The organism is Streptomyces pseudovenezuelae, assembly GCF_029892565.1.
GTDB lineage: Bacteria > Actinomycetota > Actinomycetes > Streptomycetales > Streptomycetaceae > Streptomyces > Streptomyces pseudovenezuelae_A.
This window is the reverse complement of the sequence record NZ_JARXVH010000003.1, coordinates 456,064-475,929: the sequence shown is the minus strand read 5'-3', so window position 1 is coordinate 475,929 and position 19,866 is coordinate 456,064. Positions and strand designations below refer to the sequence as shown.

The 19,866-nt window shown below is 70.7% G+C and carries 13 protein-coding genes; 6 read left to right on the top strand and 7 right to left on the bottom strand.

What is annotated here, in order from left to right:
• Positions 1 to 8 precede the first annotated feature (8 nt).
• Positions 9 to 1,094, top strand: coding sequence for an AI-2E family transporter (locus tag M2283_RS11135; protein WP_280875975.1), 1,086 nt, complete (start codon positions 9 to 11; stop codon positions 1,092 to 1,094).
• On the opposite strand, the gene M2283_RS11130 is transcribed toward M2283_RS11135, so the two are convergent.
• Positions 1,025 to 3,259, bottom strand: a complete 2,235-nt coding sequence (locus M2283_RS11130; RefSeq protein WP_280875974.1) for an ATP-binding SpoIIE family protein phosphatase — start codon at positions 3,257 to 3,259, stop codon at positions 1,025 to 1,027. The two genes, M2283_RS11135 and M2283_RS11130, sit on opposite strands and share 70 nt — an antisense overlap.
• A gap of 205 nt (positions 3,260 to 3,464) precedes the next feature.
• On the opposite strand from M2283_RS11130, the gene aspS reads away from it, so the two are divergent.
• A complete protein-coding gene (gene aspS, locus M2283_RS11125) occupies positions 3,465 to 5,228 on the top strand; it encodes an aspartate--tRNA ligase (protein WP_280875973.1) in 1,764 nt (587 codons plus the stop codon).
• A 129-nt stretch (positions 5,229 to 5,357) separates the two neighbouring features.
• Entirely contained in the window at positions 5,358 to 6,248 is an 891-nt protein-coding gene (locus M2283_RS11120; RefSeq protein ID WP_280875972.1) for an intradiol ring-cleavage dioxygenase, read from the top strand.
• A gap of 108 nt (positions 6,249 to 6,356) precedes the next feature.
• On the opposite strand, the gene M2283_RS11115 is transcribed toward M2283_RS11120, so the two are convergent.
• Positions 6,357 to 7,550 carry a polysaccharide pyruvyl transferase family protein gene (locus tag M2283_RS11115; protein ID WP_280875971.1) on the bottom strand — a complete coding sequence of 398 codons (1,194 nt, stop codon included), beginning with the start codon at positions 7,548 to 7,550 and terminating at the stop codon, positions 6,357 to 6,359.
• A gap of 399 nt (positions 7,551 to 7,949) precedes the next feature.
• Here M2283_RS11115 and M2283_RS11110 point away from each other — a divergent pair, with 399 nt between their 5' ends.
• A complete protein-coding gene (locus tag M2283_RS11110) occupies positions 7,950 to 9,296 on the top strand; it encodes a pectate lyase family protein (protein WP_280875970.1) in 1,347 nt (448 codons plus the stop codon).
• Positions 9,297 to 9,396: 100 nt separating this feature from the next.
• Here M2283_RS11110 and metG read toward each other — a convergent pair whose 3' ends face one another.
• Together metG and M2283_RS11100 are read right to left on the bottom strand one after the other, a co-directional pair.
• The gene (metG, locus tag M2283_RS11105; protein WP_280875969.1) at positions 9,397 to 11,121 is read right to left on the bottom strand and encodes a methionine--tRNA ligase; all 1,725 of its coding nucleotides are present in this window, start codon (positions 11,119 to 11,121) and stop codon (positions 9,397 to 9,399) included.
• A gap of 131 nt (positions 11,122 to 11,252) precedes the next feature.
• Positions 11,253 to 12,791 (bottom strand): VWA domain-containing protein, encoded by a 1,539-nt coding sequence (locus M2283_RS11100; RefSeq protein ID WP_280875968.1) that lies wholly within the window; start codon positions 12,789 to 12,791, stop codon positions 11,253 to 11,255.
• A gap of 171 nt (positions 12,792 to 12,962) precedes the next feature.
• Here M2283_RS11100 and M2283_RS11095 point away from each other — a divergent pair, with 171 nt between their 5' ends.
• Positions 12,963 to 14,873 carry a PhoX family protein gene (locus tag M2283_RS11095; RefSeq protein WP_280875967.1) on the top strand — a complete coding sequence of 637 codons (1,911 nt, stop codon included), beginning with the start codon at positions 12,963 to 12,965 and terminating at the stop codon, positions 14,871 to 14,873.
• Between the two features lie 10 nt (positions 14,874 to 14,883).
• On the opposite strand, the gene M2283_RS11090 is transcribed toward M2283_RS11095, so the two are convergent.
• Entirely contained in the window at positions 14,884 to 15,855 is a 972-nt protein-coding gene (locus tag M2283_RS11090) for a LysR family transcriptional regulator (RefSeq protein ID WP_280875966.1), read from the bottom strand.
• A 172-nt stretch (positions 15,856 to 16,027) separates the two neighbouring features.
• Between M2283_RS11090 and snpA the strand changes: the two genes are divergently transcribed.
• The gene (gene snpA, locus M2283_RS11085; protein ID WP_280875965.1) at positions 16,028 to 16,753 is read left to right on the top strand and encodes a snapalysin; all 726 of its coding nucleotides are present in this window, start codon (positions 16,028 to 16,030) and stop codon (positions 16,751 to 16,753) included.
• Positions 16,754 to 16,880: 127 nt separating this feature from the next.
• On the opposite strand, the gene M2283_RS11080 is transcribed toward snpA, so the two are convergent.
• On the bottom strand, positions 16,881 to 18,815 hold the full coding sequence (locus M2283_RS11080) for an FUSC family protein (RefSeq protein WP_280875964.1): 1,935 nt from the start codon (positions 18,813 to 18,815) through the stop codon (positions 16,881 to 16,883).
• Between the two features lie 27 nt (positions 18,816 to 18,842).
• Positions 18,843 to 19,841: an endonuclease/exonuclease/phosphatase family protein gene (locus M2283_RS11075; RefSeq protein ID WP_280875963.1), complete on the bottom strand. Its 999-nt coding sequence runs from the start codon at positions 19,839 to 19,841 to the stop codon at positions 18,843 to 18,845.
• Positions 19,842 to 19,866 lie beyond the last annotated feature (25 nt).

Sequence of the window (19,866 nt, the reverse complement as noted above, 5' to 3'; positions counted from 1 at the left end):
CTGGGCGTGTGCAGCTGCTTCCCGAGCCCGTCCGCCGGTTCGCCGCCTGGTGTGCCGTCCTTCTGCTCCTCGCTGGGGTCGTCTACGTCGGGATCCGGCTGTGCGGGGAGCTCAAGACGGCCGTCACGCCCGTGCTGCTCGCGCTGCTGGGCACGGCGCTGCTCGGGCCGCTGTACCGGCGGCTGGTGAAGGCGCGGGTCAACCGGTCGGTCGCCGCCGGGCTCACCTGTGTCGCGGTCGTCGCCGTGGTCGGCGGGGCCGTCTACATCGTGGTCGCCGCGCTGATCGACACCGGCGACGAGATCGTCGCCTCCCTCAAGGACGCGGCCACTTCGCTGACCGAGCACTTCGGGGCCGCCGGGACCTCGCTGGACGACCTCGCCTCCAACGCCAAGGAACTGCTCACCAAGTTCGGCGGCACCGCCGCCTCCAACGTGATCAGCGGGGTCAGCGTGGTCGGCGAGGTCATCGCCATGGCCGTCCTCGCCCTGCTCCTGGTCTTCTTCTTCCTGCGCGACTCCGACCGCGCCGTCGGCACCCTGCGCTCCATCGCCCCGCGCGGCACCGCCGACATCGTCGAGGCCATGGCGCGGCGGGCCTTCGAGGCCGTCGAGGGGTTCATGCGCGGGACCACGCTCATCGCGCTCATCGACGCCCTCTGCATCACCGTGGGCCTGCTCGTGCTCGACGTCCCCGGCGCCGTCGGGCTGGGCGCGCTGGTCTTCGTCGGCGCCTACATCCCCTACCTCGGCGCCTTCCTCTCCGGCGCCGTCGCCGTCCTGGTCGCGCTCGCCGACCGCGGCTTCGTCATCGCCCTGTGGGTCCTCGGCGTCGTGCTCGCCGTGCAGGTCCTTGAGGGGCATGTGCTGCAGCCGATGATCCAGAGCCGGACGGTGCAGATGCACCCGGCGGTGGTGATGCTGGCGATCACCGCGGGCGCCTCCGTCGCCGGCATCCTCGGCATGCTGCTCGCCGTACCGCTGACCGCGGCCGCCTTCGGGGTCCTGCACGAGCTGCGGACGCTCTACGGGGCGCCGCCGGAGTCCCCCGGATCGCCGGGGCCGGCGGAGTCGCCGGCGCCCTCGGGTTCGTAGCCGCCGGTCCCGTACCCCTCGGCGTCCTTCGGCTCGGGCTCGTGGAGTTCGAACCAGATGCTCTTGCCCTCGCCCCGCGGGTCCACGCCCCAGGTGTCGGCGAGGAGCTCGATGAGGACCAGGCCGCGGCCGGAGGAGGCCAGCTCGCCGGGGCGGCGCTTGTGCGGGAGGTCGTCGCTGGTGTCGGTGACCTCGATGCGTATCCGGCGCCCGTCGACCTCGTCGCGGACTTCGGCCAGCAGCAGCGCGTCGGCGTCGGTGTGCACGAGGACGTTGGTGAGCATCTCGGACAGCAGCAGGACCGCCGAGTCGATCTGGTCCAGCGAGGTCCAGTCGTGCAGCAGCTCGCGCAGCTGCTGCCGGGCCACCGCCACCCGCTCCGGTTCCGCCTGCGCGACCGACATCATGGTGCGCCGGACCGTTCGCGCCGGTATCACCCCGGCCGGCGCGTTCTCGGAGCCTTCCGCCGCCGGGCGGGACAGCAGCAGCACCGCTATGTCGTCCTCGCGGCGGTCGGCGAGCGGGCCGGTGGTGTGGTGGGAGGAGGGCCCGTGCACGCCCTGCACCAGGGCGTCGGCCAGCTCCTCCAGATCGCCCTCGTGCTCTTCGAGGATCGTACGGATCCGCTGCCAGCCCGTGTCCAGGTCGTGGCCGCCGGTCTCGATCAGGCCGTCCGTGCAGATCAGCATGGTCTCGCCGGGTTCGAGGGTGATCCGCGTGGTCGGGTAGTCGGCGTCCGGGTCGATGCCCAGCGGCAGCCCGCCCGCCGTCGGCCGGGCCAGCACCGTGCCGTCCGCCATCCGGATCGCCGGGTCCGGGTGGCCGGCCCGGGCGATGTCCAGGGTGCCGGTGACCGGGTCGGCCTCGATGTACAGGCAGGTCGCGAAGCGCAGGTCGGAGGCGTCCTCGGGGGAGCCGTAGGTCATCCCGTGCAGGAAGCGGGAGGCGCGGGAGAGCACCGCGTCGGGGCGGTGGCCCTCGGAGGCGTAGGCGCGCAGGGCGATCCGCAGCTGGCCCATCAGGCCGGCCGCCCGCACGTCGTGGCCCTGGACGTCGCCGATGACCAGGGCGATCCGGCCGCCCCCCGCGGTGCTGCCGGGCAGCGGGATCATGTCGTACCAGTCGCCGCCGACCTGCAGACCGCCGCCGGTGGGTACATAGCGGGCGGCGACGTTCATGCCCGGTATTCGCGGGCCCAGGGTCGGCAGCATGGAGCGCTGCAGGCCGTCGGTCAGGGCGCGCTCGCTCTCGGCGACGCCGGCCCGGGAGAGGGCCTGGGCGAGCATGCGGGCGATGGTGGTCAGGACCGAGCGTTCGTCGGGGGTGAAGGCGACGGGATAGGCGAAGGACGCCATCCAGGCCCCCATCGTGCGGCCCGCCACCGTCAGCGGCAGATACGCCCAGGACTCGCGGCCGAGGTGCTCTATCAGCTGCCACATGGCCGGATAGCGGTTCTTGTAGTCGCCGGGGGACGAGAGGTAGACGGCTCGACCGGTGCGGATCACCTCGGCGGCCGGATAGTCCGCCTCCAGGGCCATGGGGGAGAACGGGTCCTCGTCGCCGGGCTGGTACCCGTGCAGGCCGATGATCGACAGACGGTCCCCCGCGACCTCGAAGACCGCGAGCCCGTCCGGGGAGAAGCCCGGCATCGACAGGCCCGCCGCGACCCGCAGCACCTCCGCCGTCGACCGCGCCTCGGCCAGCGCCCGGCCCGCGTCCAGCAGGAACGCCTCCCGGGAGCGCCGCCAGTCGCCCGTGACGGCACTGCGGCCCGCCGGGCTGCCCGGGGTCGGCTCGGTGACCTCCTGGAGGGTGCCGATCAGCTGGAAGGCATGCCGTTCGGGGTCGTACGACGGCTTGGAGCGGGAGCGCACGACGCGGATCACCCGGCCGTGCTCGTCCATGACCCGGACCCGCACCTCGGCGAGGGTGCCCTCGGCGACGGCGAGGCCGACGATGCCGGCGATCTCGTTCCAGTCGACGGGGTGCAGTCGGGCCCGGGTCTGGGCCTCCGTGAGGGTGGCCGCCTTCGCGGGCAGGCCGAGCAGACGTGCGGCCTCGGCGTCCACCGAGACCGCTTCCGTGGCGGTGTCCCAGAACCACAGGCCGGTCGCGAGGGCGGCGAGAACCTCCCCCACGGCGGGCAGAGGCTCACCAGTGCGCATTGCCCTACTTTAAGAAAAGGTGATCGATGAGTGCCACCGATCGGCATGTGAGAAGTGTTCCGGGAGCCGAAATGGTGGGGAGCCGATCTTTGGGTCCCCGGTAGGCTTGGCCGGGTGTTTCACGTGAAACACCCCGAAACTCAGACCCGCACAGCCTGACACAGCCCCACACAGACTCCGATTCGCGAAGACTGGATGAACGACGATGCATCGGTACAGGTCCCACACCTGCGGCGAGCTCCGCGCCTCTGACGTCGGCTCCGACGTCCGGCTGAGCGGCTGGCTGCACAATCGCCGAGACCTGGGCGGCATCCTCTTCATCGATCTGCGCGATCACTACGGCATCACGCAGCTCGTCGCCCGCCCCGGCACGCCCGCCTACGAGGCGCTGGACAAGGTCACCAAGGAGTCGACGGTCCGCGTCGACGGCAAGGTGGTCTCCCGCGGCACGGACAACGTGAACCCGGACCTGCCGACCGGTGAGATCGAGGTCGAGGTCGGCGAGGTCGAGCTGCTCGGCGCCGCCGCCCCGCTGCCCTTCACGATCAACACCGAGGACGGGGTCAACGAGGAGCGGCGCCTGGAGTACCGCTTCCTGGACCTGCGCCGCGAGCGCATGCACCGCAACATCATGCTGCGGTCCTCGGTGATCGCCGCGATCCGCTCGAAGATGGTCGCCCTCGGCTTCAACGAGATGGCGACGCCGATCCTGTCCGCGACCTCCCCCGAGGGCGCCCGCGACTTCGTCGTCCCGTCCCGGCTGAACCCGGGCAAGTTCTACGCCCTTCCGCAGGCGCCGCAGCAGTTCAAGCAGCTGCTGATGATCTCCGGCTTCGACCGCTACTTCCAGATCGCGCCCTGCTTCCGTGACGAGGACGCCCGCGCGGACCGCTCGCCGGGCGAGTTCTACCAGCTCGACGTCGAGATGAGCTTCGTCGAGCAGGAGGACGTGTTCCGTCCGATCGAGCAGCTCATGACCGAGCTGTTCACGGAGTTCGGCGGCGGCCAGGAGGTCACCTCCCCCTTCCCGCGCATCCCGTTCCGCGAGTCGATGCTGAAGTACGGCTCCGACAAGCCGGACCTGCGCGCCAAGCTCGAACTCACCGACATCACCGACATCTTCGAGGGCTCGGAGTTCAAGGCCTTCGCCGGCAAGCACGTGCGCGCCCTTGCGGTGCCGGACGTCTCGGCCCAGCCCCGCAAGTTCTTCGACCAGCTCGGCGACTTCGCGGTGACGCTCGGCGCGAAGGGCCTGGCCTGGGTGCGCGTGACCGAGGACGGTTCGCTGACCGGCCCGATCGCGAAGTTCCTGACCGAGGACAACGTCGCCGAGCTGACCAAGCGCCTGTCGCTGGCCGCCGGGCACGCCGTGTTCTTCGGCGCGGGCGAGTTCGACGAGGTCTCGAAGATCATGGGCGCGGTCCGCGTCGAGGCCGCCAAGCGCGCCGGGCACTTCGAGGAGGGCGTCTTCCGGTTCTGCTGGATCGTCGACTTCCCGATGTACGAGAAGGACGAGGAGACCGGCGCGATCGACTTCTCGCACAACCCCTTCTCCATGCCGCAGGGCGGTCTCGAAGCCCTGGAGACGCAGGACCCGCTGGACATCCTGGGCTGGCAGTACGACATCGTCTGCAACGGCGTCGAGCTGTCCTCGGGCGCGATCCGGAACCACGAGCCGGACATCATGCTGAAGGCGTTCGAGATCGCGGGCTACGACCGCGACACCGTCGAGGAGAAGTTCGCCGGCATGCTGCGCGCGTTCCGCTTCGGCGCCCCGCCGCACGGCGGCATCGCCCCCGGCGTCGACCGCATCGTGATGCTGCTGGCCGACGAGCCGAACATCCGCGAGACCATCTCCTTCCCGCTCAACGGCAACGCCCAGGACCTGATGATGGGCGCGCCGACGGAGCTGGAGGAGGCCCGCCTGAAGGAGCTGCACCTCCAGGTGCGCAAGCCGCAGGCGAAGTAGCGCAAGCGGTCTGAGCGGTAGCGAAGGGCTCGAAACCGGCGTCGGTTTCGAGCCCTTTCGTCTGCGCACCACGATTCACAGCTCTTTCAGATGTTCCTGCCAAGCGGCCCACGCCTACGTTCGGTGACCATGACGGACACTCAAACACCCGAAGACAGAGGGACGTTGGCCCGCCGTACGGTTCTGGTGGCCGGTGGCGTCGCGGTGACCGCGGCCGGCGTCGGCACCGCCCTCGCCACCGGCGCATCCGCCGAGGAGGGCGGCCCGAAGCCGGGCGCCCCGGAGGACACCTGCTACACGCTGACCTCGGAGCTGGTCGAGGGGCCGTACTACATCGACGCCGACAAGATCCGCCGGGATGTCACGGAGGACCAGGAGGGCGTCCCGCTCGCCCTCCGGCTCAAGGTGATCGACGCCGAGACGTGCAAGCCGGTCCGGAACGCGGCCGTGGACATCTGGCACTGCAACGCCACGGGCGTGTACTCCGGTTACGAGGACATGGGCAGCGGCGGCGGGGGCGGCGGCCCGACGGGTCCTCCGCCGACCGACACCCCGACCGGCACGCCCACCGGCACCCCGACCGGCGGTCCTCCCCCGGGCGGCGGCCACCAGGAGCCGACCGACGACGAGCGCTATCTGCGTGGGACCTGGCGCACCGACCGGCACGGCGAGGTCACCTTCCGGACCGTCTTCCCCGGCTGGTACCAGGGCCGTTGCGTCCACATCCACGTGAAGGTCCACGTGGACGGCACCTGGACCGACGCCGGCTACGAGGGCGGGCACGCCTGCCACACGGGCCAGCTGTTCTTCGACGAGAAGTCGGTGCTGCTGTCCGCCGAGGTGGAGCCGTACGCGAGCAACACCACTACGCGCGTCACGCTGGACGAGGACTCCATCTACCCGGACAACGGGCACGCGGGCGGCCTGCTGTACCTCAAGTACGACCGCAGGCACTTCGCCAGGGGCGTCCACGGCCGCCTGACCCTGGAAGTGGCCACGGACGAGACGAACGACGGCTGAGAAAGAACGACGGCTGAGAAAGAACGACGGCTGAGATACGAGGGTTGAGGGCGCCCGGGAACCTGGCAGTGAGGTTCCGGGCGCCCTCGGGCTGTGTGCGGGGGCACGTCAGTCGTTACTGGCCGGAGCCTTGCCGGGTGCCTTGTGGGTGCGGCGGCGCAGGGCCGGGCCGAGGCGGACCAGGAGGCGCCTGTCGATGCCGGTGACCCGGCGCTCCACCGCGCCGAGGCGCTTGGTGGCGGCGGCCAGTTCCTTGCGCAGGGCGTCGAGTTGGCGGGCGGTCTCGCTCGCGCGCTTCTCGGCGGCGGCGAGCTTACCCCGCAGTTCCTTGTTCTCCTTGGCCTGCTTGGCGGCACGTTCGCCGGCCCGGGTGTCGGCCGCGGTGATGCGCTCGCGGAGGCTGCTCATGCGGTAGCGCAGCTGGCCGTCGTCCGCGCCGTCCCAGACGAGCATCGACGCGGGGAGGTCGAGCGCGGCCATGCGGGCGTCGAAGGCGGCGCCGCCGTCGCCGTGGGTGTAGGTGTTCTCCAGGTCGTTGCGGTCGAGGAAGCCGATGATGCGCTCGAAGCGCTCGCCGTGGCCCTTGAGCATCGCGGAGAAGTCGGCGCCCTCGTACAGGTCCCGCGGGTCGGTGTCGGCGCTCAGTTCGGTGAGCGGGCGGTGCGGGATGTCGAAGTAGCGGCAGAGTTCGAGGGTGCGCGAGTCGTGGGTGAGGACCACGCTCGGGGTGCCGGCCAGCAGGGCGGCGACGTTGCCGTGGATACGGGTGCCGTAGGCGAAGTCGTACGCGCGTAGTTCGTCGATCCAGGTCGCCGGGTCCAGCGGCATGCGGACCTTGTTCTCCTGCAGCAGGGCGTGGCTGAGCTGGAGCGGGAAGGGGTCCTCGTAGCCGGACTCGGGGGTGGTGTCGCCCCACATCAGCAGTTCCGCGTCGGCGGTGTTCTGCGCGTAGTAGGTGAGGTCGGGGTAGCGCTCCCACGCGGTGCGGGCGATGCCCGCGATGTCGCCGACGGGTATCGCGTCCGGCGAGAGGTTCAGGGCTATGCGGGAGTCGGAGGTGAGCTCCGAGGCCCGTATCTCCGGGAAGGTCGCGCCGGACAGGAACATCGACGGGCAGCCGATGATGTCCACGTCGTGGAAGCCGAGGTCGCGCAGGTAGCCGGCGGTCAGTTCGCCGCGGACGCCGATGGAGGCGGAGCGCTCCAGGACGGCGCGGGCGAAGCGGCGGACGGAGTCCGCCATCGGCTTCAGCCACTCGGTGTCGTAGTCCGCGGGGGCCTGGGCGCCGACGCCGAACACCACGACGGGGATGGTGAGCTGTTCGATCAGCGTCGACAGGCGGTCGAGCGAGCCCCGGAAGGCGGGGCGGAAGGCGTTGGCGAGCGGGACGACGAAGACGTCGTACTGCTCGTTGATCTCCGCGGCGCGAGAGATTGCCCGTGTTCGTCCCGATCAGGTCCTGCTGGATGAACTCCGCCGGAGTGGCGACACGGTAGGGGCTCTTTCCGGAGCGGATCAGGATTCTTTTCACGAACAGAACCCCATAGCGAGGTAAATGTGGAGTGAAGAGAGTGCAAGAGATGGATCAGTGTGATGAACGGCAACCTTTCTTGACCCCGCGGCCACTCATGAGTCGAAGGAACCCTTCACCGGGGCTTCACACCCAGCACGTGTCTCTTCGCACCAGGTAAGGACTCATCCGTGGCCTCTGCCTCCCACCGCCGGTCCCTCCGCGCGCGGCGCACCGCCGTCGTCTCCGCGGCGGCCGTGGCCGCCGTCGTCGGCGCCGGTGTCGTCGTACTGAACGCGAACGCCGGTACGACCGCCGACCTCTACCACCAGACGCTCGCCGCCAAGGACGGCTGGGCGTCGTCCGGGACCGGCACGACCGGCGGCACGAAGGCGGACGCGGCGCACACCTTCACCGTCTCCACCCGCGCCCAGTTGGTGAAGGCGCTCGGCTCGGCCTCGGACACGACACCGCGGATCATCAAGGTCTCGGGCCCGATCGACGCCAACACCGACGCCGCCGGCAAGAAGCTGACCTGCGCCGACTACGCGTCGGGCACCGGGTATTCGCTGACCTCGTACGTGAAGGCGTACGACCCCGCCACCTACGGCCGCTCGAAGCTGCCCTCCGGCACGCAGGAGACGGCGCGGGCCGCGGCCCAGGACAGGCAGGCCAAGAACGTCGTGCTCAGGGTGCCGGCCAACACCAGCATCGTCGGCGTCCCCGGCACCAAGGCCGGCATCACCGGCGGCATGCTCCAGATCCAGAACGTCGACAACGTCATCGTCCGCAACCTCACCTTCGCCGCCACCGAGGACTGCTTCCCGCAGTGGGACCCGACGGACGGCGACGACGGCAACTGGAACTCGGAGTACGACTCCGTCACCCTGCGCGGCGCGAGTCATGTCTGGGCGGACCACAACACGTTCACCGACGCGGCGCACTTCGACAGCGCGAACCCGACGTACTACGGCCGCGAGTACCAGATCCACGACGGCGCCCTGGACATCACCAAGGGCTCCGACCTCGTCACCGTCGAGCGCAACCAGTTCACCAACCACGACAAGACGATGCTGATCGGCTCCAGCGACACCGACAGCACCGGCAAGCTGCGCGTCTCCATCCACCACAACGTGTGGAAGGGCATCGTCCAGCGCGCCCCGCTGGCCCGCCTCGGCCAGATCCACCTCTACAACAACGTCTACGACACGACCACGCTGAACGGCTACGCGCCGCAGTACAGCATCAACTCCCGCGCAGGCGCCCAGGTCGTGGCCCAGAACAACTACTGGAGGCTGCCGACCGGCGGCAAGGTGGCCAAGCTGCTCAGCGGCGACGGCACCGGCTCGGTCGCGGGCTCCGGCAACCTCGTCAACGGCACGGCGACGGATCTGGTCGCCGCGTGCAACGCCGCCGCGTCGAAGAAGATCAAGACGTCGGTGAACTGGACGCCGACGCTGACGGCCGGTCTTGAGACGTCGGCGAAGAACCTGCTGACGGAGCTGGCGTCGACGACGGGGGCGGGCGTGCTGTCGTAGGGCAGCCCCCAGGACAGGCGTGAGGCCCCGGGATGTTCACGGGTCCGGGGCCTCACGCCGCACATCAATACGCCGTCACGTTCAACACACCGTCACGTCGTCACGCGGGCTCGCCGCCGAAGCGCTCCTTGTAGTTCTCCAGGTCCTCGTCCGTCAGCTTGGCGAAGAGGACCGGGGGGACGGTGAAGGGGGTGCCGGTGGGGACCGAGTCGAGGGCGCGGGCCTCTTCGGGGGTGACCCAGGTCGCCGTGTCCTCGGTGAGGGCGAACGCCTGGCGCATGGCCTTCGACGTCGTCGGGATGAGGGGTTCCGAGACCACCGCGTAGAGATGGATCAGGTTCATCGCCGTACGGAGGGTGAGGGCGGCGGCGTCCTTGTCGGTCTTGATCTCCAGCCAGGGGGCCTTCTCCTCCAGGTAGGAGTTGCCGGCCGACCACAGGGCGCGGAGCGCTGCCGCGGCCTTGCGGAACTGGAGGGCCTCCATCTGGGTCTCGTACTCGGCGAGGAGTTCCGCGATCTGTTCGCCGAGCCTCGTCTCCGCCTCGCCCGCCGCCGCGCCCGCCGGGACCTCGTCACCGAAGCGCTTCTTCGAGAACGACAGGACGCGGTTGACGAAGTTGCCGAGGGTGTCGGCCAGGTCCTTGTTCACCGTCGCCGTGAAGTGCTCCCAGGTGAAGGACGAGTCGTCCGACTCCGGGGCGTTGGCGATGAGGAAGTAGCGCCAGTAGTCCGCCGGGAGGATGTCCAGGGCCTGGTCGGTGAAGACACCGCGCTTCTGGGACGTGGAGAACTTTCCGCCGTAGTACGTCAGCCAGTTGAAGGCCTTGACGTAGTCGACCATCTTCCAGGGCTCGCGGATGCCGAGTTCCGTGGCCGGGAACATCACCGTGTGGAACGGGACGTTGTCCTTCGCCATGAACTCCGTGTAGCGGACCGGGTTCTCGCCCGCGTCGGACTCGTACCACCAGGACTTCCAGTCCCTGTTCTCCGGGTCCTCGTCCGACCACTCCTTCGTCGCGCCGATGTACTCGATCGGGGCGTCGAACCAGACGTAGAAGACCTTGCCCTCCGCCGCCAGCTCCGGCCAGGTGTCCGCCGGGACGGGGACGCCCCAGTCCAGGTCGCGGGTGATCGCGCGGTCGTGCAGGCCCTCGGTGAGCCACTTGCGGGCGATGGAGGACGCAAGCTGCGGCCACTCCTCCTCGTGCGCCGCGACCCACTCCTCGACCTCGTGCTGGAGCTTCGACTGGAGGAGGAAGAGGTGCTTGGTCTCACGGACCTCCAGGTCCGTGGAGCCGGAGATCGCGGAGCGCGGGTTGATCAGATCGGTCGGGTCCAGGACTCGGGTGCAGTTCTCGCACTGGTCGCCGCGGGCCTTGTCGTAGCCGCAGTGCGGGCAGGTGCCCTCCACGTAGCGGTCCGGGAGGAAACGGCCGTCGGTCGGGCTGTAGACCTGGCGGATCGCGCGCTCTTCGATGAAGCCGTTCTCGTTGAGGCGGCGGGCGAAGTGCTGCGTGATCTCGCGGTTCTGCGGGGAGGAGCTGCGGCCGAAGTAGTCGAAGGCCAGCGCGAAGCCGTCGTAGACCGCCTTCTGCGCGTCGTGCGCCTGCGCGCAGAACTCCGCTACGGGGATGCCCTGCTCCTTCGCGGCCAGTTCCGCCGGGGTGCCGTGCTCGTCCGTCGCGCAGATGTAGAGGACGTCGTGGCCGCGCTGGCGGAGGTAACGGGAGTAAACGTCCGCCGGGAGCATGGACCCCACCATGTTGCCCAGGTGCTTGATCCCGTTGATGTACGGAAGGGCGCTGGTGATGAGGTGTCGAGCCATCGGGGGGCTGCTCCCAGGTCGGTCTGCTGGTGTGTTCTGTGTCTTGCGAACCTTGAAATCGTAGCCGACACGGGTGTGCCGCCCGCCTCCCGTTTTATGGGGTGGGAAGCGGGCGGCACAGGGAGGAGCGGTTACGGGCGCCAGTCGATCAGGACGCCGTCGTAGAGTTCCGCGTCCGTGAGTTCCAGGGGGGTCGGGCCCGCGTGGAAGAAGGCCGTGTTGGCGGTCTTCAGCTTGCGGAGGTAGTCGAAGGCCTTGTTGTCGTGGTCGCCGAACGCGACGAACGAGAAGAACACCGAGGCGTGGGACTTCGCGGCGTCCGTGAGGGACTGGGTGGCGGGGGTCTTCGCGTCCGGGGCGCCGTCGGTCTGGAAGACGACGAGGGCGGGGGTGCCGGGGGTGGCGTGCTCGTCGTAGTGCGCGAGTACGGCTTCCACGGCGGCGTGGTAGCTGGTGCGGCCCATGCGGCCGAGGCCGGCGTGGGCCTTGTCGATCGCGTCCTCGGGAGAGGTGGGGGTGAGGTCGGTGGTGCCGTCCACTTCCGTGGAGAAGAAGACGACGTGGACCTTGGCCTCGGGGTCCAGGGCGCCGGCCAGGGCTACGGTTTGGTCGGCGAGGGCCTGGGCCGAACCGTCCTTGTAGTACGGGCGCATGCTCGCGGAGCGGTCGAGGACCAGGTAGAGCTTGGCCTGGGTACCGGTGAGGTTGGCCTTGGCGAGAGCGGTCCCTACGGGGTCGTTCGCGTGGACCTCGGCCTCGGCCTCGGCTTCGAGGGTGTTCCCATCCGCACCACCCGTGACAATCTCGTTGTCGGGTGCTGGTGGCCCCTGTGGGGCGGATTCGCCGTCGGCGTCTGCCGGTTCGGGGGTGGCGGCCAGGTCGGTCGTGGGAGCCGTCGGGTCGGTGTCCGGTGCCGGTTCGAGCACGGTGATCACGATTGCCGGTTGGTCCACCGTGGCCGCGGCCGGTTCCGGAGTCGACTCGGACTCGACGGTCGGCTCGGGGGTCTCGGGTACGGGCTCCTCGACCACCGGCACTACGACGACGTCCACGACCTCGGCGACAGGCTCCGCCTCGGGCTCGGGTGCGGTCTCCTCGACCACTGCCACTGCTTCCACGACGACCGGCTCAGGCGTCGGCTCCTCAGCCACCGCCTCTTCCTCCGCCACCACCGGCGTCTCGACCGGCACCACCAGCGGCTCGGCCTCGGCAACCACCGGCTCGGGCTCCGCCACCAGCGGTTCCGGGTCCTCGGTCACCGCCTCCGCCGCGGTCGTCTCCTCCTTGCCGGAGACCTGCTCCTCGGCGGTCCGTTCCTGTGCGGCCCGTTCCTCCGCGACGACTTCCTCGACGACCCGCTCACCCTCCACCGGCGAGGCCGGCTTCGGGACGGCGACCTTGTTGAAGGCCGCGGCCACCAGGTCGTGTTCGTCGGAATCGGAATCGGAAGACGGCGCGGAAGTGGAGCCCGCCTCGTCCCTCGGTTCGGGGACCTGGGCGGTGGGGGACTGTGCGGGGACCGTCGGCTGCGGAGCGGGAGACGTCGGCTCCGGTGTGACCGGTGTCTCCTCCGTCCGCTGCGAAGGGGTTCGGTCCGCACCCTCTGCTTCGGCGGCACGCCCCTTGCGTGACCTGCCGAACGCGTTCCGCAGGAGAGTGAGAATGCCCATGTGCGCAACCCTTCGCGTGAGTTGAAGCCCGTCAATCCCTGGCCAGGACGGACACGTAAGGTTAGCGGCCCCGGGAGGCGATCTTGGGCAGGGTCGGTTTACGGCAACGATCCCCGCTCCAACGAGTACGTCGGTGACGTCATCGCCGGTGCCCTCGGGCGCCGTTCGATGATGCGGGCCGCCGCTGTCGTCACCGTCGCCGCCGCGGCGGGCTCGGCCGGCGTGGCAGGTGCCCGTCCCGCGCAGGCCGCTGTGGCGGAGTCGGCCACGGAGTCGTCCAAACACCGCAAACCCCAGGGCAGGGCCGCGCGCGGGCTGCGGTTCGGGGCCGTCGCCCCCAACACCGCCGACGCCGTCGTCATCCCCGACGGGTACGCGCAGAACGTCGTCATCCGCTGGGGCGAGCCCATCCTGCGCGGTGCCCCCGCCTTCGACCCGGAGAACCAGACGGCCGCGGCGCAGGCCGGGCAGTTCGGGTACAACAACGACTTCCTCGCGCTGCTCCCGGTGCCCGGTGAGCACCGGCGGCAGCTGCTCGTCGCCAACCACGAGTACACCGACGAGGTGTTGATGTTCCGGGGGTACGACCCCGCCAGTCCCACCCGTCAGCAGGTTGAGGTCGCCTGGGCCGCGCACGGGCTCGGTGTCGTGGTCGTCGAGGAGGACCGGCGCACCGGCGCTCTGAACCCCGTACCCCGGCATCCCCTCAACCGGCGCGTCACCGTCACCACCGAGTTCAAGGTGACCGGGCCCGCCGCCGGCAGCGAGCTGCTGAAGACCTCCGCCGACCCGACCGGCCGCAAGGTCCTCGGCACGCTCAACAACTGCTCGGGCGGCACGACCCCTTGGGGCACCACCCTGCACGGCGAGGAGAACTTCAACCAGTACTTCGCCAACGGCGCCCGGGCGACCGACAAGCGGTACGGGCTCGTCGCCGGGCCCACCGAGCGCAAGTGGGAACGGTTCGACAAGCGGTTCGACGTCCTGCAAGAGCCCAATGAGTCGCACCGCTTCGGCTACGTCGTCGAACTCGACCCTTACGACCCCACCTCCACGCCCCGCAAGCGCACCGCCCTCGGCCGCGTCAAGCACGAGGGCGCGACCGTGCGGCTCACCGACGACGGGCGTCCCGTCGTCTACACCGGGGACGACGAGCGGTTCGACTACTTCTACAAGTTCGTCGGCAGCAAGCGGATGAAGCAGGGGAGCAGCCGGGCCGCGCGCGAGCACAATCTCACTCTGCTCGATGAGGGGACCCTGTACGTGGCCAAGCTCACCGGTGACTCCCCCGCCATCGAGATCGACGGGACAGGGAAGCTGCCCGCCGACGGTGAGTTCGACGGGAGCGGTGAGTGGATTCCGCTGGCCACCGCCACCGCGAAGGGTGCCGTCTCGCATGTCGAGGGGATGACGGCCGAGGAGGTTCTCGTCTTCACCCGGCTCGCCGGTGACAAGGTCGGCGCGACCAAGATGGACCGGCCCGAGGACATCGAGCCCAACCCGCACACCGGCAAGGTCTACGTCGCCCTCACCAACAACACCAACCGCGGCGTCGGTGCGAACGCCCCCTCCGACGAGGCCAACCCGCGCAACGCCAACAAGCACGGGCACATCCTGGAGCTGACCGAGCGACGGAACCGAGCGGACAGCACGCGGTTCGCCTGGTCGCTGTTCCTCGTCGCCGGTGACCCGAAGGACCCCGCGACCTACTTCGCGGGCTTCCCCAAGGACGACGTCAGCCCGATCTCCTGCCCGGACAACGTGGCCTTCGACCCGCACGGCAACCTGTGGATCTCCACCGACGGCGCCCAACTCGGCTCGCACGACGGGCTGTTCGGCGTGGCGACCAAGGGCCCGCGACGCGGTGAGCTCAAGCAGTTCCTGACCGTGCCGAACGGCGCCGAGACCTGCGGTCCGCTGGTGCAGGACCGGCGCGTGCTGGTGGCCGTGCAGCACCCGGGCGAGATCGCCGGCGCGACCGTCGAGAGCCCGGCCAGCGTCTGGCCCGACGGACCCGGCAGGATCGTGCGCCCGGCCGTCGTCGCCGTGTGGCGCAAGGACGGTTGCGACATCGGCGTCTGATCCTTCTGCGCTAGGGGAGGGCTGGGGCGGGCTCGGGTCTCAGGCCCCCGCCGTCGGGCAGGGGTCTCGTACCCTCGCGTTCCAGCCACTCCCGGTACGCCGGTGCCTCCCGGGCCGCCTCCCAGTACGCCTCGCGCAGTGCGGGCAGGGCGCCGTCCAGGTCCGTCTCCGTGCGGGCCGCGAGGAGGAGCCGGACGCCCAAGGGGTCGCCGTGCAGGCGGCGTACGGCCATGTCGGGGCGGGGCAGGCAGGACGGCTGGCAGACGGTGACGACCTCGCCGGTGGCGACCAGGGCGGCGGCCGTGTGGTAATCGCCGTGCAGGACATGGGGGTTGATGCCCGCCGTGCGGAACATGTGCCGCACGGCGTCCCACTCGCCGTCCACCGTGGGGTCGATCATCCAGCGGTCCTGGGCCAGTTGGGAGACGTGCACCGCGGGGTGCGCGGTGGCCGGGTGGTCGACGGGCAGGGAGACGAACTGCGGTTCGCGCTCGATCAGGACGCGCAGGGGCAGGCCCTCGGGGATGCGCAGCGGGGAGCCCTCGACCTCGTGCACGAAGGCGACGTCGAGTTGGCCGTCGGCGACCATGCGCAGCAGGGCGTTCGGGGAGACGTTCATGTGCAGGGTGGGGTCCTGGCCGCGGGCGCGCAGCCGGCGCAGCCAGCCCGCCAGGGCCCGGCTCGCGGTGGAGCCGACGCGCAGTTCCTGGCCGCCCGTCGCGGCGGCCCGGGCCTCGCTGACCAGGGAGCGCATTTCGGCCACCAGCGGGCGGGCGCGGCTGAGCACAAGGCGGCCCAGCGGGGTGGGCCGGCAGCCGGTGCGGGCCCGGACGAAGAGCGGGCCGCCCAGCTCCTGTTCGATCCGGCGCAACTGGGTACTCAACGACGGCTGGGCGACTCCCAGTTGGCGGGCAGCCCGGTGCAGGCTGCCGGTGTCGGCTATGGCGCACAGTGCGCGGAGGTGCCTCACCTCTAGGTCCATGCAAACGGAGCGTAAAGCGGAATCACACGTTTCACCAGACGCACAAATCCCGCCTGTCGTACACGAATTGGGCTGCCGATAGGGCGGTGCTATCGGCAGCTGCCATCATCACAGCCGGGCCACAGACACAGAAACTCCTCGGTGACGACTCACCCCCACCTAGGAGTCCTCGATGAACAAGTCCATGTCCCTGCATGCCCGTTCGGCGGTCGCGACCGGTATCGGTCTCGCGGTCCTCGGTCTCGGTACGGCGGTTCCGGCCGCCGCCGCCGTGACGTCGGCGCCCGCCCCGCACTCCGGCGCCAGCGGCTACTCGGCCTACACCGGCTCGGCCGCCGAGGCCGACGCCAACCAGGCCTTCTTCCAGGCCGTCCTGAAATCGGTCGCCGAGAAGCGCGCCGCCCACCCGACCCTCGCCGCAGCCGTGACCGTCGTCTACGACGCCTCCCGCGCCCCCACGTTCAGCGCGCAGATATCCCGCAGCGCCCAGATCTGGAACAGCTCGGTGTCCAACGTCAAGCTCCAGTCGGGCACCGCGTCGAGCGCCGACTTCAGCTACCGCGAGGGCAACGACTCCCGTGGCTCGTTTGCCTCCACCGACGGGCACGGCAGCGGGTACGTCTTCCTCGACTACGCGCAGAACCAGCAGTACGACTCGACCCGCGTGACCGCCCACGAGACCGGGCACGTGCTCGGTCTGCCGGACCACTACACGGGCCCGTGCAGCGAGCTGATGTCCGGCGGCGGCCCCGGCACGTCCTGCACCAACTCGAACCCCGACGCCAACGAGCGGGCCAGAGTGAACCAGTTGTGGGCCAACGGCCTCGCGGGCGTCCTCGACGAGGTCACGACCGGCAAGGCCGCGAGCGACAAGGTCATGGAGAAGTCCGGGAGTTAGGACCTGACCTGACGCCCGCCGCCTGAGAACCACCACCCCACACCCACCACCCCCCACCCGGTGCGGGTCGCCTTCTGCACGAGGCGGCCCGCACCCACCTGTGTTCGGCAGGCGTGGGTAGGTCGGGTCAGTGCGGCGAGGCGATGGCCCGGGCCGCCGCCACCTCCTGGCGCAGCGGCTCCAGCACGCTGCCGGCCGGCCCGGTGAGGTCGGTACGGACCTCCACCAGCACCTCCGACTCCCGTACCCCCTCCGCCAACTCCCCCAGCTGAAGCGCCACTTGGCGGATCTCCGCGGCGGACGGCGGAGCCGCCCCGTGTCCGACCCGCACCCGGGCCGCGGTCGTCGCGTCCACGATCCGTTCCACGGCGACGACCAGTGGCCACCAGGCGGCGGCCCGGCGTCCGGTCGGCGGCGGTTCGGTGAGCGCGCGCTGGAACTCGGTGCGGATGACGGACAGATCGCGGTAGAGGCGGCGCCGCATCCGGGCCCGGGCGGCCGGTTCGGTGTCGTCGCCGAAGGCGGTCTCGACGTAGCGCGCGGTGTCGGTGACCGCGTCCGCGAGGCGGTCGCCGACGCGGGTGTGCCAGCTCTCCGGCCACAGCAGATAACCGGCGACCAGGGCGATGCCGCAGCCCATGAGGGAGTCCAGCAGCCGGGGCAGGAGCAGGGCGGTGCCCTGGTGGTTGAGGACGTCGGACAGGAGCAGGATCACCGGGGTGATGGCGGCGGTCTGATAGCCGTAGCCGCGTGGCGTGAGCAGCGGGATCAGCGGTGCCAGGCAGAGCAGTACGGCCACGTCCCACCAGCCGCGCGGTACTTGGGAGAGCACCGCCGCCGCGACGAGCAGCCCGGCGACCGTGCCGAGGGCGCGCAGCAGGGCGCGGGAGAAGACGGAACCGAAGTCCGGCTTCATCACGAAGGTGATGGTGAGCGCGACCCAGTACGAGCGCGGCACGGGCACGATCGAGACCAGCGCCTGGGCGATGCCGATGCACAGGGCCAGGCGCAGTCCGTAGCGCCAGGAGGCGGCGGAGAGGGTGACGTTGCGCAGGGCGCGGGCGGTGCGGATGCCGAGGGCGGCGGGCCGGCCGAGGCGGTCGTCGATGCCTCGCGGGTCGACGTCGGGCCGGGCGACGACCTCGGCCGCGTGGCGCAGGGCGTGGTCGACGGCGCGGGCGGTCTCCGAGGCGGGCGCGGGGAGTTGGAGCCCTGTCGGTCCGGTGTAGCCGGTCTCCACGGCGTGCGCGAGATGGCGGACCGCCGCCGGGATCTCCGGCGGCATCGGGCTGCCGCCGAGGTGGGCGGCGGGGGCGGCCTCCACGACCGGGGTGATCGCGTTCAACTGGGCCAGCAGCCGCGTCAGTTCGGTGCTGCGGCCGTGGTGGCGGGCCCGCCGGGCCAGGATGAGGTCGTACGACTGGTTCAGCGACTGGGTGACGGCGTGCCGAGCCTCGTCGTACTCCTCCCGCCCGCAGGCCGCCATCAGTTCGGCCACCTGCCGGTACGTCCCACCGACCGCCGCCCGCTCCGGCACCCCCGACCTCAACGGCCAGGCGAGCAGCGCGAGAAGCAGCACCAGCAGCCCGCCGCCGGTCATCAGCAGCGGCGCCAGCCACCACTCGCCGGGCAGCGGCAGGCCCGCGCCGATCACGCAGTTCAGGAGCAGCAGCAGTCCCGATACGGAGGCGACCGCGCCGATCGTCGAGATCATCCCGGAGGCCAGCGCGACAGCGGTGACGGCGGCGACCGCGAGCCAGCCGTGGCCCTGGACCAGAGAGCCCAGGGTGACGCCGATCGCGCCGAAGAGCTGCGGGATCGCGATCTTGAGCAGCCGCATGCGGTACGCGTCGGCGGTGTCGCTGATGACACCGGACAGGGCGCCCATGGACGCGAGCGCGCCGTACGCGGGCTGGTCCGCGGCGAGGCCGATCAACAGGGGCAGGGCCATCGCGATCGCGGCGCGGGCCACGGCGGGGCGGTTGACGGGGGTCTGCTGGGCTCGGAGGTTCCGCACCAGCCAGTCGGGAGGGGTGAGGCCGATGGGGAACTCGCGGTGCATGCGCCCATTATGGGCACCCCGCCTCGGTCAACCGCGCTGGTGGAGCGTGATGTCGACGACCAGGGCCCGGTGGTCGGTGTCGGCCGGCGTGAGGAACCTGGCCTTGCTCGCGGAGAAGTCCCGGGAGACCAGGACGTGGTCGATCTGCGCGCCGATCACCCCGGCCGTGCGCGAGGGCCAACTGGGCGTGCGGTCGTGACCGGCGAGCCGGGCCGCGTCGCGCAGCCCGGTCCCGAGGATGTCGCGGAAGGCCGCGTGGTCCTGGGAGGCGTTGAAGTCCCCGGCCAGGATGGTGGGGACGTCCCGGTCGGCGGCGGCCACGTCCCGCAACCGCCCCAGCTCCCGCTGCCAGACGTCGACCTGGCCGGGCAGCGGGGGCATCGGGTGCGCGAGTTGCAGCCGTACGGACTCGCCGCGCACCTCGGCGACGGCTCCGGGCATGCCCATCGTGCCGGGGACTTTGTCGGTCGCGCGGAGCGGGAAACGGCTGAGGATGATCGACCCCGTCGAGCCGCCGGCCCGGACGGCCTGGCGGTAGGGGTATTCGGTGCCGAAGGTGCCCTCCAGCGTGTCCTGACAGGTGTACTCGCACTCCTCCACGAACACGATGTCCGGCTGCTCGCGGCGCAGGACGGACACGAGGGAGCGGGCGCCCTGTCCGAACTCCACGTTCGAGGTGAGCACCCTGAGCTCGGCGACGGGTGTTCCGTCGGGCTCGTCGGCGCTTCCGTACGGCTCGATGAACCAGGCCAGCAGGCCGAGCAGGACGATTCCCCACACGAGCCCGATCCGCCAGCGGGCCAGCAGCGCGAGCAGCAGGGCGAATCCGGTGGGGGCGAGCAGCCAGGGCAGGAAGGCGAGGACCTGGGGGACGGGGGTGAAGCCGTCACTGTCCAGGACGCGACAGCCGACGACCAGGCTCAGGGCGGCGAACAGGAGCCCTGCGCACCAGGCAGCGAGGCGCCGACCGCCGTGCCGCTCGGGTGTGTCACCGGAGACCGTCCACTCCGCAGCCGCAGTGTCCAAGTCCCGGCCTTCCGCTCAGGGATGG

Coding starts and splice junctions, on each gene's coding strand:
- M2283_RS11130 (WP_280875974.1), bottom strand. CDS start 3,259: ATGCGCACTGGTGAGCCTCTGCCCGCCGTGGGGGAGGTTCTCGCCGCC.
- aspS (WP_280875973.1), top strand. CDS start 3,465: ATGCATCGGTACAGGTCCCACACCTGCGGCGAGCTCCGCGCCTCTGAC.
- M2283_RS11120 (WP_280875972.1), top strand. CDS start 5,358: ATGACGGACACTCAAACACCCGAAGACAGAGGGACGTTGGCCCGCCGT.
- metG (WP_280875969.1), bottom strand. CDS start 11,121: ATGGCTCGACACCTCATCACCAGCGCCCTTCCGTACATCAACGGGATC.
- M2283_RS11100 (WP_280875968.1), bottom strand. CDS start 12,791: ATGGGCATTCTCACTCTCCTGCGGAACGCGTTCGGCAGGTCACGCAAG.
- M2283_RS11095 (WP_280875967.1), top strand. CDS start 12,963: ATGCGGGCCGCCGCTGTCGTCACCGTCGCCGCCGCGGCGGGCTCGGCC.
- M2283_RS11090 (WP_280875966.1), bottom strand. CDS start 15,855: ATGGACCTAGAGGTGAGGCACCTCCGCGCACTGTGCGCCATAGCCGAC.
- snpA (WP_280875965.1), top strand. CDS start 16,028: ATGAACAAGTCCATGTCCCTGCATGCCCGTTCGGCGGTCGCGACCGGT.
- M2283_RS11080 (WP_280875964.1), bottom strand. CDS start 18,815: ATGCACCGCGAGTTCCCCATCGGCCTCACCCCTCCCGACTGGCTGGTG.